10 protein-coding genes are annotated in these 14,654 nt (G+C 60.4%); all 10 read left to right on the plus strand.

Translation table 11 applies throughout. The annotated features are described in order from the left end of the window. Window positions 1–26: 26 nt before the first annotated feature. The 10 genes from yaaA to AB4N98_RS07695 all read left to right on the plus strand — a co-directional run bounded on the left by yaaA (window position 27) and on the right by AB4N98_RS07695 (window position 14,647). On the plus strand, window positions 27–806 hold the full coding sequence (gene yaaA, locus AB4N98_RS07650; protein ID WP_065877252.1) for a peroxide stress protein YaaA: 780 nt from the start codon (window positions 27–29) through the stop codon (window positions 804–806). An 898-nt stretch (window positions 807–1,704) separates the two neighbouring features. Further along, the gene (locus tag AB4N98_RS07655; RefSeq protein ID WP_017526215.1) at window positions 1,705–3,021 is read left to right on the plus strand and encodes a nucleotide sugar dehydrogenase; all 1,317 of its coding nucleotides are present in this window, start codon (window positions 1,705–1,707) and stop codon (window positions 3,019–3,021) included. Between the two features lie 83 nt (window positions 3,022–3,104). Then, window positions 3,105–4,586, plus strand: a complete 1,482-nt coding sequence (gene alg8, locus AB4N98_RS07660) for a mannuronan synthase (protein ID WP_368949037.1) — start codon at window positions 3,105–3,107, stop codon at window positions 4,584–4,586. Between the two features lie 37 nt (window positions 4,587–4,623). Continuing rightward, window positions 4,624–5,790: an alginate biosynthesis protein Alg44 gene (locus AB4N98_RS07665; RefSeq protein ID WP_217855802.1), complete on the plus strand. Its 1,167-nt coding sequence runs from the start codon at window positions 4,624–4,626 to the stop codon at window positions 5,788–5,790. 131 nt (window positions 5,791–5,921) lie between these two features. Then, window positions 5,922–7,304 carry an alginate biosynthesis TPR repeat lipoprotein AlgK gene (gene algK, locus AB4N98_RS07670; protein ID WP_116078434.1) on the plus strand — a complete coding sequence of 461 codons (1,383 nt, stop codon included), beginning with the start codon at window positions 5,922–5,924 and terminating at the stop codon, window positions 7,302–7,304. Further along, window positions 7,301–8,788: an alginate export family protein gene (locus AB4N98_RS07675; protein WP_065877255.1), complete on the plus strand. Its 1,488-nt coding sequence runs from the start codon at window positions 7,301–7,303 to the stop codon at window positions 8,786–8,788. The genes algK and AB4N98_RS07675 overlap by 4 nt, the downstream gene beginning before the upstream one ends. Then, window positions 8,788–10,380: a mannuronan 5-epimerase AlgG gene (gene algG, locus AB4N98_RS07680; RefSeq protein ID WP_065877256.1), complete on the plus strand. Its 1,593-nt coding sequence runs from the start codon at window positions 8,788–8,790 to the stop codon at window positions 10,378–10,380. Before AB4N98_RS07675 ends, algG begins: the two co-directional genes overlap by 1 nt. A gap of 11 nt (window positions 10,381–10,391) precedes the next feature. Further along, window positions 10,392–11,840: an alginate O-acetyltransferase gene (locus AB4N98_RS07685; RefSeq protein ID WP_065877363.1), complete on the plus strand. Its 1,449-nt coding sequence runs from the start codon at window positions 10,392–10,394 to the stop codon at window positions 11,838–11,840. Window positions 11,841–11,848: 8 nt separating this feature from the next. Beyond that, window positions 11,849–12,958: a mannuronate-specific alginate lyase gene (locus AB4N98_RS07690; protein ID WP_017526208.1), complete on the plus strand. Its 1,110-nt coding sequence runs from the start codon at window positions 11,849–11,851 to the stop codon at window positions 12,956–12,958. A 156-nt stretch (window positions 12,959–13,114) separates the two neighbouring features. Further along, window positions 13,115–14,647 carry an MBOAT family O-acyltransferase gene (locus AB4N98_RS07695; protein WP_017526207.1) on the plus strand — a complete coding sequence of 511 codons (1,533 nt, stop codon included), beginning with the start codon at window positions 13,115–13,117 and terminating at the stop codon, window positions 14,645–14,647. The last annotated feature ends 7 nt before the right edge of the window (window positions 14,648–14,654 follow it).

Consider the following 14,654-nt stretch of genomic DNA (forward strand, 5'->3'; position numbering starts at 1 on the left):
CGCCCACGATTAAAGGAGACGACTTCATGCTGATGGTGATTTCCCCCGCCAAGACCCTCGATTTCGAGTCAAAGCCGGTAACCCCGCGCTTCACCCAGCCGCAATACCTCGATCATTCCCAGGAACTGATCGAACAATTGCGCGAGCTGAGCCCGGCGCAAATCAGCGAGCTGATGCACGTGTCCGATAAAATCGGTGGCCTCAACGCTGCGCGTTTCGGCAGTTGGACGCCCGCTTTCACCCCCGAGAACGCCAAGCAGGCCTTGCTCGCCTTCAAAGGCGACGTGTACACCGGCCTCAACGCCGACACTTTCAGCGATGCCGATTTCAACTACGCCCAGGACCACCTGCGCATGCTCTCGGGCCTATACGGCCTGCTGCGCCCCTTGGACTTGATGATGCCGTATCGCCTGGAGATGGGCACCAAACTGGCCAACGCTCGCGGTAAGGACCTCTACGCCTTCTGGGGCACGCGCATCAGCGAGTGGCTCAACCAGGCATTGGCCGAGCAAGGCGATGACGTGCTGCTTAACCTGGCGTCCAACGAATACTTCTCGGCGGTCAAGCGCACGGCGTTGAATGCACGAATCATCAATACCGAGTTCAAGGACCTGAAGAACGGCCAGTACAAGATCATCAGTTTCTACGCGAAAAAAGCCCGCGGCATGATGAGCCGTTTCGTCATCGAAGAACGCATCAGCGACCCGGCCCGGCTCAAGCAGTTCGACGTGCAGGGCTATCGCTTCAATGCGGAGCAGTCCAAGCCGGACAACCTGGTGTTTTTGCGCGATCACGCACCTGAATGAAGCCTAGCGCCCTCTTTCAGACGATAAGTTGCACCTGTGGGAGAGGGCTTGCCCCCAATGGCGGTGTTTGAGTCGGCTCATATATCGACTGTTTTACTGCTATCGGGAGCAAGCCCCCTCCCACTTTTTGATTGCATTTCATCCCCGCATCGTCATTTATTTGACGTCAAAAAATATTCTGTCGCATACCTAACAATTCTTTCACTCGACATCCGTCGTTTTTTTTCGTAGTGGCACCACTTTTTTTGAACACTAGTGGCACAAAACTATCCCATCGCGCCAACTACCTGTAACTACTGGCCCAAATAGCAAGTGCTATCAATATAGTACTAGTGCCATCTCCGCTAATATTTCAAAAAATTTCGGCAAACAGGATGAGTGGCTAGGAACTTCACCCAAAAGCACCGCTCATACCACCGGTAACGAAATTCTCTGCTCCTGTAAGAGATGACTTACATAACGACCCAAGGAAGTAGCGAAGTTGCCCCATCAACTTTGACTCACGGGTCACATCATCAACTGATATGAGTTGAGGGCGGCGATAAGGATGTATTGCTATCCCCTATAGGCCAAGGCAGCGCTTACCCGAATGTGTCGGTGCTAACGCTTAAGAGATTGATTAAAAAGGGCTAATTGCCTCTATCAACGCTCTACGGCGCCGGCGCCAGGCCCTTCCCCCCGGAAGGCTGGCTGCATTTGAGGGCAAGCCCCAATAACAAGGCCACGTTGCGCACAACTTGAGTGCAATAGTTAGTCACTCACTATTAAACATGCCTGTACGCGGTAAGTCGGCGTCTGCTCGCCTAACTTCCGTGGCATTAGTGACGCTTGCAAACATGAACTCCAGCCATCTATTGGCAGAATTAACACCGTCTTCAATGACAACGAGGTAAATGCGATGCGCATCAGCATATTTGGTTTGGGTTACGTTGGCGCAGTCTGTGCCGGTTGCCTGTCTGCCCGTGGCCACGACGTGGTCGGCGTAGACATCTCCAAGGAAAAGATCGACCTGATCAACGCCGGCAAATCGCCGATCGTTGAACCGGGTCTGGGCGAACTGTTGAACCAAGGCATCGCAACCGGTCGACTGCGTGGTACCACCAACTTCGCCGAAGCCATCCGCGATACCGACCTGTCGATGATCTGCGTCGGCACGCCGAGCAAGAAAAACGGTGACCTGGAACTCGACTACATCGAAGCCGTGTGCCGCGAGATCGGTTTTGTCCTGCGTGACAAAGCCACCCGCCACACCGTGGTGGTGCGCAGCACCGTACTGCCGGGCACTGTCGCGAACGTAGTGATCCCGATCCTCGAAGACTGCTCCGGCAAGAAAGCCGGCGTCGACTTCGGCGTCGCGGTCAACCCGGAATTCCTGCGTGAATCCACCGCCATCGCCGACTACGACCTGCCTCCGATGACCGTTATCGGCGAGTTCGACAAAGCCTCCGGCGATGTCCTGCAGTCGCTGTACGAAGAACTCGACGCACCGATCATCCGCAAGGACATCGCCGTGGCCGAAATGATCAAGTACACCTGCAACGTGTGGCACGCCACCAAAGTGACCTTCGCCAACGAAATCGGCAACATCGCCAAGGCCGTCGGCGTCGACGGCCGTGAAGTGATGGAAGTGGTCTGCCAGGACAAGACCCTCAACCTGTCCCAGTACTACATGCGCCCTGGCTTCGCGTTCGGCGGTTCGTGCCTGCCCAAAGACGTGCGCGCCCTCACCTACCGCGCCAGCTCCCTGGACGTGGAAGCGCCACTGCTCAACTCGCTGATGCGCAGCAACGAATCCCAGGTGCAGAACGCCTTCGACATCGTCTCCAGCCACGACAAGCGCAAAGTCGCCCTGCTGGGCCTGAGCTTCAAGGCCGGCACCGACGACCTGCGCGAAAGCCCGCTGGTAGAGCTGGCGGAAATGCTGATCGGCAAGGGCTTTGACCTGAGCATCTACGACAGCAACGTCGAATACGCCCGTGTACACGGGGCCAACAAGGACTACATCGAAGGCAAGATCCCGCACGTGTCGTCCCTGCTCAACTCGGACTTCGACGACGTGATCAACAACTCCGACGTGATCATCCTCGGCAACCGTGACGAGAAATTCCGCGCCCTGGCGCAGAACGCTCCGGACGGCAAGCAAGTGATCGACCTGGTGGGCTTCATGTCCAAGGCCACCAGCGCGACCGGCCGTACCGAAGGCATTTGCTGGTAACAGCAACGGCAAGTTTCGCGCTGCACGTGTCCTGATCCCCAGCACGTGCAGCGCGCAACCTTCTTCACCTTCGGATGACGCTTATGTCCAAGTTAAAACACGTACTGCTCCAATCCGCCGGCTGGCTGTTCTTCCTGAGCCTGCTGATGGGTCTCGCCCTGCTGTTGCCGGCGAGTACGTTCGACTCCGAGTCGAAGAATTTTATTTTCCTGATTGGCGCCGTGGGTATCTGGCGCTACTCGATGGGTGCTACGCATTTCTTTCGCGGCATGCTGTTCCTGTATGTGGTGTACCCGCACCTGCGCCGCAAAGTGCGCAAATTGGGCAAAGCCGCCGACCCGTCCCACGTGTTCCTGATGGTCACCAGTTTTCGCATCGATGCGCTAACCACCGCGCAGGTCTACAGCTCGGTGATTCGCGAAGCCATCGACTGCGGCTTCCCGACTACCGTGGTTTGCTCGCTGGTGGAAATGTCCGATGAGCTGCTGGTCAAGAGCCTTTGGGAAAAGCTGAACCCGCCCGACCGCGTCAAGCTCGACTTCGTGCGTATCGCCGGTACCGGCAAGCGCGACGGCCTGGCCTTCGGCTTCCGTGCCATCTCCCGCCACCTGCCGGACGACCGCGCCGTGGTTGCGGTGATCGACGGCGACACCGTGCTCGCCGAGGGCGTGGTGCGCAAGACCGTGCCGTGGTTCCAACTGTTCGGCAACGTCGGTGGCCTGACCACCAACGAATTCTGCGAAGTACGCGGCGGCTACATCATGAGCGAGTGGCACAAACTGCGCTTCGCCCAGCGCCACATCAACATGTGCTCCATGGCCCTGTCCAAGCGCGTGCTGACCATGACCGGTCGCATGTCGGTGTTCCGTGCCAGCGTAGTGACCGACCCCGGCTTTATCGCCGACGTGGAAAGCGACTCGCTGCAACACTGGCGCCTGGGCCGCTTCAAATTTCTCACCGGTGATGACAAGTCCAGCTGGTTCAGCCTGATGCGCCTGGGCTACGACACGTTCTACGTGCCCGACGCCGCGATCAACACCGTGGAACACCCGCCCGAAAAGAGTTTTATCAAGGCCAGCCGCAAATTGATGTTCCGCTGGTACGGCAACAACCTGCGCCAGAACTCCCGTGCCCTGGGCCTGGGTGTACGCCGCCTGGGCCTGTTTACCAGCGTGGTGTTGTTCGACCAGCGCGTGTCGATGTGGACCTCCCTGCTCGGCCTGACCGTGGCCATGATCGCCACCTTCAAGTACGGCGGCGCGTTCATCCTCGCCTACCTGCTGTGGATCGGCATCACTCGCCTGATCCTCACACTGCTGCTGTCGTGCTCCGGCCACAAAATCGGCCCCGCCTACCCGGCGATTCTTTATTACAACCAGATCATGGGCGCGCTGGTGAAGATCTACGTGTTCTTCCGCCTTGATCAACAGTCCTGGACCCGCCAGGACACCAAACTGACCCGCGATTTGGCCAGCTTTCAACGTTGGTTCAACACCTGGTCGTCTCGGACCATGACCTTCTCCGCCGGCAGCATCTTCGTTGCCGTGTTGCTGATGATGGTCTGACCCTGCCAAGCCTGAATTAACCTAGGAATTACACCCGATGAATAGCCAAGTAAACGCCAACGTTGTCCACGAATCCGAAGCTCAGCGCCAGCATGCACGGGTCAAAATCCCGGCCAAGCTGCGCTTCTTCAACAGCGACCGCACGCCGACCGAGGCGAAGGTAATCGACCTGTCCGCCGGCGGCCTGGCCTTCACCGCCACCCAGCCGCTCACCATCGGCCAAGTGCACAAGGGCCGCCTGCAGTTCGTGATCGATAACCTGGGCCTTGCCATGGACGTAGAGCTGCAGATCCGCTCCTATGACCGCCAGACCGGCCGCACCGGTTGCCAGTTCCAGAACCTCGACGCCCAGGACATTTCCACCCTGCGCCACCTGATCACCTCGCACTTGTCCGGCGACATCGTGACCATGGGCGATGTACTGGCGACCCTGCAACGCGACAATTTCACCAAGGCGCGCAAGGTCAAGGACGGCGGCAGCGGCATGAGCTTTTTCGGCCGCCTGCGCGCCGTGACGTTCAGCCTGGCGATTTTCCTGGTCGGCCTGGCCGCGTTCGGGTTCATCTTCAAATCCCTTTATGGCATGTACTTCGTCAGCCACGCCCAGGCCGGCCTGGTCAGCGTACCCGGCATGAACGTAACCATGCCGCGCGACGGCACCGTGCAAAGCCTGCTCAAAGGTGACGCGATCGCCGCCAAAGGCGCACCGCTGGCAACCTTCAGCACCAGCATGCTGGATGTGCTCAAGGGCCACCTGGACGAAGACCAACTGCAGCCGGCCAAGGTTGAAGAACTGTTCGGCAAGCAAATGACCGGCACCCTGACCTCGCCGTGCGATTGCGTGGTCGCCCAGCAACTGGTCGCCGACGGCCAGTACGCCAGCAAGGGCGATGTGATCTTCCAACTGGTGCCACGCGGCAGCCAGGCCAACGTCGAAGCACGCTTCACCTATCGCCAGTTTGGCGACGTGCGCCCAGGCACTCCGGTGACCTTCCAGGTCGCCGACGAAGAACAGGTACGCACCGGCACCATCGTCAGCAGCACCAGCCTGAACAGCGCCGACTTGTCCTCCGACATCCGTGTACAGATCAAGCCTGATGCACCGCTGGACAGCACCTACGCCGGCCGCCCGGTCGAAGTGACCAGCGACCGCGGCCCTTCCCTGAACTGGCTGATCGACAAAGCCATGGCTCACGGTCTGTAAGCGAGGACATGCCTGTGATGACTCTCTCAAAAACGCCACAGTCCCTGTGGGAGCGGGCTTGCTCGCGATGGGATCAACGCGGTTTGCCTGACGCACCGAGTCGCCTGCAGCGGGAGCAAAGCTCCTCTCACATGGGTTCGGTGGCGTTGCTGGCTATTGCGGTGAGCCTGGCCGGTTGTGCCGGTTTGCCAGATCAGCGTTTAGCCAACGAAGCGTTGAAGCGTGGCGACACCGTCACCGCTCAACAGAATTACCAGCAACTGGCAGCGCTGGGGTACAGCGAAGCCCAGGTAGGCCTGGCCGATATCCAGGTCGGCACCCGCGATCCCGCGCAAATCAAGCAGGCTGAAGCCACTTACCGTGCGGCGGCCGACACCTCGCCGCGTGCCCAGGCCCGCCTGGGTCGCCTGCTGGTGGCCAAGCCCGGCAGCACCGAAGCCGAGCACCATGAAGCCGAAACCCTGCTGAAAAAAGCCTTTGCCAATGGCGAAGGCAATACCCTGATTCCGCTGGCGATGCTGTACCTGCAATACCCGCACAGCTTCCCGAACGTGAATGCCCAGCAGCAGATCACAAAATGGCAAGCCGCCGGCTACCCGGAAGCCGGCCTGGCCCAGGTGCTGCTGTATCGCACCCAGGGCACCTACGACCAGCACTTGGATGACGTGGAGCGCATCTGCAAAGCCGCGCTGAACACCACCGACATCTGCTACGTCGAACTGGCCACGGTTTACCAGAAAAAACAGCAACCGGAACAACAGGCCGAACTGCTCAAGCAAATGGAAGCAGGCTACAGCCGCGGCACCGTCACCGCACAACGTGTCGACAGCGTCGCCCGCGTGCTGGGCGATGCCACCCTGGGTACCCCGGACGAGAAAACCGCCCAGGCCCTGCTGGAAAAAATCGCCCCTGGCTACCCGGCATCCTGGGTCAGCCTGGCGCAACTGCTCTACGACTTCCCCGAACTGGGCGACGTCGACCAGATGATGAAGTACCTCGACAACGGTCGCGCCGCCGACCAGCCGCGCGCCGAGTTGCTGCTGGGCAAGCTCTACTACGAAGGCAAGTGGGTACCGGCAGACGCCAAGGCCGCCGAAGCGCACTTCGAAAAAGCCGTGGGCCGTGAAGTGGCCGCCGATTACTACCTCGGCCAGATCTACCGACGTGGCTACCTGGGCAAGGTCTACCCGCAAAAGGCCCTGGACCACTTGCTCACCGCTGCGCGCAACGGCCAGAACAGCGCCGATTTCGCCATCGCCCAACTGTTTTCCCAGGGTAAGGGCACCAAGCCTGACCCATTGAACGCCTACGTCTTCAGCCAGTTGGCCAAGGCCCAGGACACCCCGGAAGCCAACGACCTGGCCGCCCAGCTCGAAGCGCCGCTGACGCCGGAACAACGCGCCCAAGGCCAACGCCTGGTGCAACAGGAACTGGCCGCGCGCGGCACCCTGGCCCAGAGCACGTTGCAACTGCACGCCCTGGATGAAGAAGACGACGGCGAGGAATCCCTATGAAGCTCAATCCATTCGTCAAGGCCGGTATCGGCCTGACCTTCGCCCTGCTGTGGTCGTGCCCGACCCTGGCCGCGCTGACCGAAGCCAAGAACTTCGGCCTGGAAGTCAAAATCACCGGCCAGTCCGAAGACGACCGTGACCTCGGCACGCAAAAAGGCGGCGACGTCAACGGCGTGGGTATCGACCTGCGCCCGTGGGTCTACGGCGAAAGCGGCAACTGGAGCGCCTACGCCATGGGCCAGGCCGTTGCTTCCAGCGACATCATCGAGACCGACACCCTGCAACAGTCGGCCGATGACGAAAACCAGCAGACCAGCAACAGCGACCGCAAGACCAAGAAAAACTACCTGGCCATGCGCGAGTTCTGGGTCGGCTACAGCGGCTTTACGCCCTACCCCGGCGAGATCCTCAAGCTCGGCCGCCAGCGTCTGCGCAATGACGACGGCCAATGGCGCGACACCAACATCGAAGCACTGAACTGGACCTTCGACACCACCTTGCTCAAGGCCAATGTGGGCGTCGCCGAACGTTTCAGCGAATACCGCACCGACCTCAAGGAGCTGTCGCCGGTCGACAAGGACCGCCAGCACCTTTACGCCGACGCGTCCTACCAGTGGACGCCGGGCCAGTGGATCGGCCTGCGCGGTCACCACACCCATGACAACGGCAAGCTCGACTACCCGCAACCGGGCGTGCCCACCGACTCGCTGGACAAGCGCGAGAACGGCGACCTGACCTGGCTCGGCATCGAAGCCAACAGCGACGCCTACAACTGGCGCAACACCAACACCGTCAACTACTGGGCCAGCATCACCGGCATGCAGGGCGACCGCGACAAGGTCAATGCCTTGACCACCGACGGCAGCCGCCCCGCCAATGCCAAGCGCAGCGATGACGTGAGCGGTTGGGCCACCGACCTGGGCATCCGCCTGCGTCTGGACCCGCAGTGGCAAGTGGGCGCGGCGTATTCGCGCGCCAGCGCCGAGTACGAGCAGAACGGCCTGCAAAGCAACCGCTCGAACTGGACCGGCACCCAGTCCCGCGTACACCGCTTCGGCGAAGCGTTCCGTGGCGAGATGAACAACATGCAGTCCATGAGCCTGTTCGGTTCCTGGCAACTGCGCGAGGACTATGACGCCAGCCTGGTGTACCACAAGTTCTGGCGCGTCGACGGCAACAAGCCGGTGGGCAGCAACGGGATCGATGCGGTGCAGAACAACACCGATGACGTGACCGGCGCGATTGTGTCCAGCACGTCCCTGCCGCTGGAAGACGGCAAGAAAGACCTGGGCCAGGAGATGGACCTGGTGGTCACCAAGTACTTCAAGAAAGGCTTGCTGCCTGCCGCGCTGAGCCAGTCGATCGACGAACCGTCGGCCCTGGTGCGCTTGCGTGCGGGCGTGTTCAAACCGGGCGATGCCTATGGCAACCAAGTCGACTCTTACATGCACCGCGCCTTTGTCGACGTGGTCTGGCGATTCTGATGGGAGCCTGCGCAATGAATCCTCACGCCTTCAAAGGCTCGGTCAGCCTGCTGGTTGCAGCCATGCTGCTGGCCAGCACTTCGGCCATGGCCAATGTAGAGCCGCAGGTCAAGGCGCCGACCATCGCCAAAGAACTGCAACAGGCCAAGACTTACACCATTTCCAGCCCGCCCACCGCGCCGCTGGAAATGGCCAAGCCTGCGCTGCCGGACCTGTCGGGCTACACCGGCGCCGCCATCGAGAAAAAGATCGTGCGCGGCAAGCCGGGCAAAATCAGCATCCGCCGCATGATGCAGGAAGACGCGCTCAAGGACTTTATCGGCGGCGATAACAAGATGGCCGAGTGGGTGGTGCGCCAGCACGGCATTCCACAGGCGATCTTCGTTGACGACGGCTACATGAACCTCAAGGACCTGCTGGGCAAAGTGCCCAAGCAGTACCTCAGCGAAACCTCGCCGGGCGTGTTCCTGGCCAAGTTGCCGATTGTGGTGGGGCGCAAAGGCATCCTGGAAATCGATAAAAAGACCCAGGAGCTGCGCCTGTCCCAGCAAGCCGGTTCGTTCCTGATCAACGACGGCCAGCTGTTTGTGCGCGACACCAAAATCACCGGTTGGGACGAGAAGGCCAACGGCCCGGCGCTGTTCAAGTCTCCCAAGGAATTCCGCCCGTTCCTGCTGGCGTGGGGTGGCACCGAGACCTACATCGCCAACAGCAAGATGGCCAGTTTCGGCTACGCCAACAGTAAGTCGTACGGGGTGAGTATTTCCCAGTACACGCCGAACATGGCCAAGGTGCTCAAGCGCCCGGAACCGACCGGCTGGATCATTGATTCCGAATTCTCGGACATGTGGTACGGCTTCTACTGCTACGAGACCACCGGCTTTGTGATCAAGGGCAACACCTACAAAGACAACATCGTCTACGGCATTGACCCCCACGACCGTTCCCACGGCCTGATCATCGCGGACAACACCGTCTACGGCACCAAGAAGAAGCACGGCATCATCATCTCGCGGGAAGTGAACGACAGTTTCATCTTCAACAACCGCAGCTACGAGAACAAACTCTCGGGCCTGGTGATCGACCGTAACAGCGTGAACAACCTGATCGCCGACAACGAGATCTACCGCAACCACACCGACGGCATCACCCTCTATGAGAGCGGTGACAACCTGCTGTGGGGCAACAAGGTGATCAGCAACCGTCGCCACGGCATCCGCGTGCGCAACAGCGTGAACATCAAGCTGTACGAGAACACCGCCATGGCCAACGGCCTGACCGGCGTATACGGCCACATCAAGGATTTGACCGACACCGACCGCGACATCGCGCTCGACCCGTTCGACGCCAAGGTCTCGCTGATCGTGGTCGGCGGTGAGCTGGCGGGTAACGGCAGTGGGCCGCTGTCGATCGACTCGCCGCTGAGCATCGAACTGTATCGCGTGTCGATGTTGGCCCCGACCAAATCCAGCGGTATCAGCTTCTCCGGCATCCTTGGCGATCGCCAGGAAGAAATTCTCGACCTGCTGGTACGCCAGCAGAAAGCCGTGCTGATCGACCCTGTCGAACGCCAGACCGAAATGCAGGACTGAGGATGACCCTTATGCACCCACACATGATCAAATTGCTGAGCCTCTCGGGTCTGACCCTCGGCCTGCTCGCGGCCAGCCAGGGCGTGCGCGCCGATGAAGTCAAAGCCCCCACGTTCACCGCCGAACCGTGCTGCAGCCTGTGCCCGGCCGCCCATGACGCGAAGAACTACACCACGCGCTACCAGCAGAACTTCACCACCCTGGTACAAGCCCAGGGCGACTGGTTGTTCCGTACCCAGGAAGACCTGCGCACCGAATTCGACACCACCCCGGCCGGCTACAAGCGCATGCAACAGTTGCACGATGCGTTCAAGAGCAAGGGCGTGGAACTGGTGGTGGTCTACCAGCCGACCCGTGGCCTGGTGAACCGCAACAAGCTCAACCCCGAGGAAAAAGCCAAGTTCGATTTCGACAAGGCCTTGGGTAACTACAAAACCATGCTCGGCCGTTTCGCCAAGATGGGCTACGTAGTGCCGGACCTGTCGCCATTGACCAATGAGCAACTGCCGGATGAACTGCCGGCCCACGACTTCTACTTCCGTGGCGACCAGCACTGGACCCCATACGGCGCCCAGCGCACCGCGAAAATCGTCGCGGCCAAGGTCAAGCAGATGCCCGAATATGCCGAGATTCCCAAGCGCGAATTCGAGACCAAACGCTCCGGGCGCATGGGCAAGACCGGCACCCTGCACAACATGGCCGGGCAACTGTGCGGCACCAGTTACGCGATCCAGTACATGGACCAGTTCACCACCGAGCCCAAGGGCGAAGCGGGCGACGGCGACCTGTTCGGTGATTCGGGCAACCCACAGATCACCCTGGTGGGCACCAGCCACAGCGGCAAGAACTACAACTTTGCCGGGTTCCTGGAAGAGGAAATCGGCGCCGACATCCTCAACGTCGCGTTCCCCGGCGGCGGCCTGGAAGGTTCGATGATCCAGTACCTGGGCAGCGAAGAATTCCAGAAAAACCCGCCGAAGATCCTCATCTGGGAATTCTCGCCGCTGTACCGCCTGGACCAGGAAACCATCTACCGCCAGATGATGGCGCTGCTCGACAACGGCTGTGAAGGCAAGTCCGCGCAGATGTCGGCCAGCACCACGCTCAAACCCGGCAAGAACGAATTGATGGTCAACAGTTCGAACAAAGACCTGCGTAATGCCAACCACCAGGTCGATATCCGCTTTGCCGACCCGTCGGTGAAAACCCTGCAAGCCACCCTCTGGTACATGAACGGGCGCCACGAGGACATCAAGATCGAGAAACCCGAAACATCCGAAACAGACGGGCGTTTCGCCTTTGAACTGCGCACCGACGAAGACTGGGCCGCGCAGAACCTGCTGGCCGTGGAAGTCCAGGGCCCGGAAGCGGGCCAGGCCGCGCAGAAGGTCGAAGCGAAAATTTGCACACGCAACGTATTCCCAAGCGGCGGCCAAAAAACCGCCTCACTCGGGCAATGAGGTTACCTATGCAGAAGTTATGGATTCCATCGTTACTGGGCCTGGCGATCTTCGCCGGCGCAGCCAACGCCGCCGCCCCGCTGCGTCCGCCCCAGGGCTACTTCGCACCGATCGAATCGCTCAAGACCGGCGCCGCCAAGGAAAGCTGCGACAGCATGCCGACGCCCTATACCGGGCCACTGCAATTTCGCAGCAAGTACGAAGGCTCCGACAAGGCCCGTTCGACGCTGAACGTGCAGTCGGAAAAAGCCTTTCGCGACAGCACCGCCGACATCACCAAGCTGGAAAAAGACACCAGCAAGCGCGTGATGCAGTTCATGCGCGACGGCCGCCCGGAGCAGCTCGAATGCACGCTGAACTGGCTGGTGTCGTGGGCCAAGGCCGACGCGTTGATGTCCAAGGATTTCAACCACACCGGTAAATCCATGCGCAAATGGGCGTTGGGCAGCATGGCCTCGGCCTATGTGCGCCTGAAATTCTCTGACTCGCACCCGTTGGCCAACCACCAGCAGGAGTCCCAATTGATCGAAGCCTGGTTCAACAAACTGGCCGATCAGGTGGTGAGCGACTGGGACAACCTGCCGCTGGAAAAAACCAACAACCACTCCTACTGGGCCGCCTGGTCGGTGATGGCGACCTCTATCGCCACCAACCGTCGCGACCTGTTTGATTGGGCCGTCAAGGAATACAAGGTCGGCGTCAATCAAGTCGACGACCAGGGCTTTTTGCCTAACGAATTGAAGCGTCAGCAACGCGCCTTGTCGTACCACAACTACGCCCTGCCGCCGCTGTCGATGATCGCCAGTTTTGCCTTGGTCAACGGTGTCGACCTGCGCCAGGAAAACAACAGCGCGCTCAAGCGCCTGGGCGACAAAGTGCTGGCCGGGGTCAAGGACCCGGAGATCTTCGAGCAGAAGAACGGCAAGGAACAGGACATGAAGGACCTCAAGGAGGACATGAAATATGCCTGGCTTGAGCCGTTCTGCACCCTCTACACCTGCGCCCCGGATGTGATCGAGCGCAAGCACGGGATGCAGCCGTTCAAGACCTTCCGCCTGGGCGGCGACCTGACCAAGGTCTACGACCCGGCGCACGAAAAAGGCAACAAAGGCTCCTGAGCGAACCCGGTAAAAAATGTGGGAGGGGGCTTGCCCACTCCCAGATTTAGAGCCGGTTTCGGCAGTGAGAATGTTGTACCGCCCTCCCCGTCTTTTCGTGGGGGGGTTTGGGGGGGCTGCGGCCCTTGACTGTTGGTTAAACATGGAGAGATCGGGATGGTTTTCTCGTCCAATGTGTTCCTGTTTCTGTTCTTGCCGATCTTTCTCGGCTTGTACTACTTGAGCGGGCAACGCTATCGCAACCTGCTGCTGCTGATTGCCAGCTACGTGTTCTACGCCTGGTGGCGAGTGGACTTCCTGGCGCTGTTCGCCGCAGTGACCCTGTGGAACTACTGGATCGGCCTCAAGGTCGGTGCGGCCGGCGTGCGCACCAAGCCGGCCCAGCGCTGGCTGCTGCTTGGGGTGGCGGTCGACCTGTGCATCCTCGGCTACTTCAAGTACGCCAACTTCGGCGTCGACAGCATCAACGTGATGATGAAGTCGGCGGGCCTGGAGCCGTTCATCCTCACCCACGTGCTGTTGCCGATCGGGATCTCGTTCTACATCTTCGAGTCCATCAGCTACATCATCGACGTGTACCGTGGCGATACCCCGGCCACGCGCAACCTGATCGACTTTGCGGCGTTCGTGGCGATCTTCCCGCACCTGATCGCCGGCCCCGTGCTGCGCTTTCGCGACCTGGCCGACCAGTTCAACAACCGCACTCACACCCTGGATAAATTCTCCGAGGGTTGCACGCGGTTCATGCAGGGCTTCATCAAGAAAGTCTTCATTGCCGACACCCTGGCGGTGGTGGCCGACCATTGCTTCGCCCTGCAAAACCCCACCACCGGCGATGCGTGGCTGGGTGCGCTGGCCTACACCGCGCAGCTGTACTTCGACTTCTCCGGCTACAGCGACATGGCCATCGGCCTGGGCTTGATGATGGGTTTCCGCTTCATGGAAAATTTCAAGCAGCCGTACATCAGCCAGTCGATCACCGAGTTCTGGCGCCGCTGGCACATCAGCCTGTCGACCTGGCTGCGTGACTACCTCTACATCACGCTGGGCGGCAACCGTAAAGGCACGCTCACTACCTACCGCAACCTGTTCCTGACCATGCTGCTCGGTGGCCTGTGGCACGGCGCGAACATCACCTACATCGTGTGGGGTGCCTGGCACGGCATGTGGCTGGCGATTGAAAAAGCCATCGGCCTCAACACCGCGCCGCGCAGTTTCAACGTGGTGCGCTGGGCCTTCACCTTCCTGCTGGTGGTGATGGGCTGGGTGATTTTCCGCGCCGAAAACCTGCACGTCGCCGGGCGTATGTACGGGGCCATGTTCAGCTTCGGCGAGTGGTCGTTGTCGGAACTCAACCGCGCCAATCTCACCGGCCTGCAAGTGGCAACCCTGGTGGTGGCCTACGCAACGCTGGCGTTCTTCGGCCTGCGCGACTTCTACACCAACCGCCCTGCCGAAAAAACCAAGCCGGCCGACCCGAGTCTGATCAAGGCGGTGCCGGGCGACAACCCCGGCAGCATCCACCAGCCTGGTTTCAGCGTGGGCCGCGACGCCGCCGTGCAACCGGCCTACTGGACCGCTGACTGGCCACGCTACGCCATGCGCGCCGCCGTGCTGCTGCTGTTCGTGGCGTCGATTCTCAAACTGTCGGCGCAGAGTTTCTCGCCGTTCCTTTACTTCCAATTTTGAGGGAGCC

This window comes from Pseudomonas sp. S3_E10 (genome assembly GCF_054667615.1).

What these genes read in the sequence shown, in the direction of transcription:
- yaaA (WP_065877252.1), top strand. Translation starts at nt 27, where the DNA reads ATGCTGATGGTGATTTCCCCCGCCAAGACCCTCGATTTCGAGTCAAAG.
- AB4N98_RS07655 (WP_017526215.1), top strand. Translation starts at nt 1,705, where the DNA reads ATGCGCATCAGCATATTTGGTTTGGGTTACGTTGGCGCAGTCTGTGCC.
- alg8 (WP_368949037.1), top strand. Translation starts at nt 3,105, where the DNA reads ATGTCCAAGTTAAAACACGTACTGCTCCAATCCGCCGGCTGGCTGTTC.
- AB4N98_RS07665 (WP_217855802.1), top strand. Translation starts at nt 4,624, where the DNA reads ATGAATAGCCAAGTAAACGCCAACGTTGTCCACGAATCCGAAGCTCAG.
- algK (WP_116078434.1), top strand. Translation starts at nt 5,922, where the DNA reads ATGGGTTCGGTGGCGTTGCTGGCTATTGCGGTGAGCCTGGCCGGTTGT.
- AB4N98_RS07675 (WP_065877255.1), top strand. Translation starts at nt 7,301, where the DNA reads ATGAAGCTCAATCCATTCGTCAAGGCCGGTATCGGCCTGACCTTCGCC.
- algG (WP_065877256.1), top strand. Translation starts at nt 8,788, where the DNA reads ATGGGAGCCTGCGCAATGAATCCTCACGCCTTCAAAGGCTCGGTCAGC.
- AB4N98_RS07685 (WP_065877363.1), top strand. Translation starts at nt 10,392, where the DNA reads ATGCACCCACACATGATCAAATTGCTGAGCCTCTCGGGTCTGACCCTC.
- AB4N98_RS07690 (WP_017526208.1), top strand. Translation starts at nt 11,849, where the DNA reads ATGCAGAAGTTATGGATTCCATCGTTACTGGGCCTGGCGATCTTCGCC.
- AB4N98_RS07695 (WP_017526207.1), top strand. Translation starts at nt 13,115, where the DNA reads ATGGTTTTCTCGTCCAATGTGTTCCTGTTTCTGTTCTTGCCGATCTTT.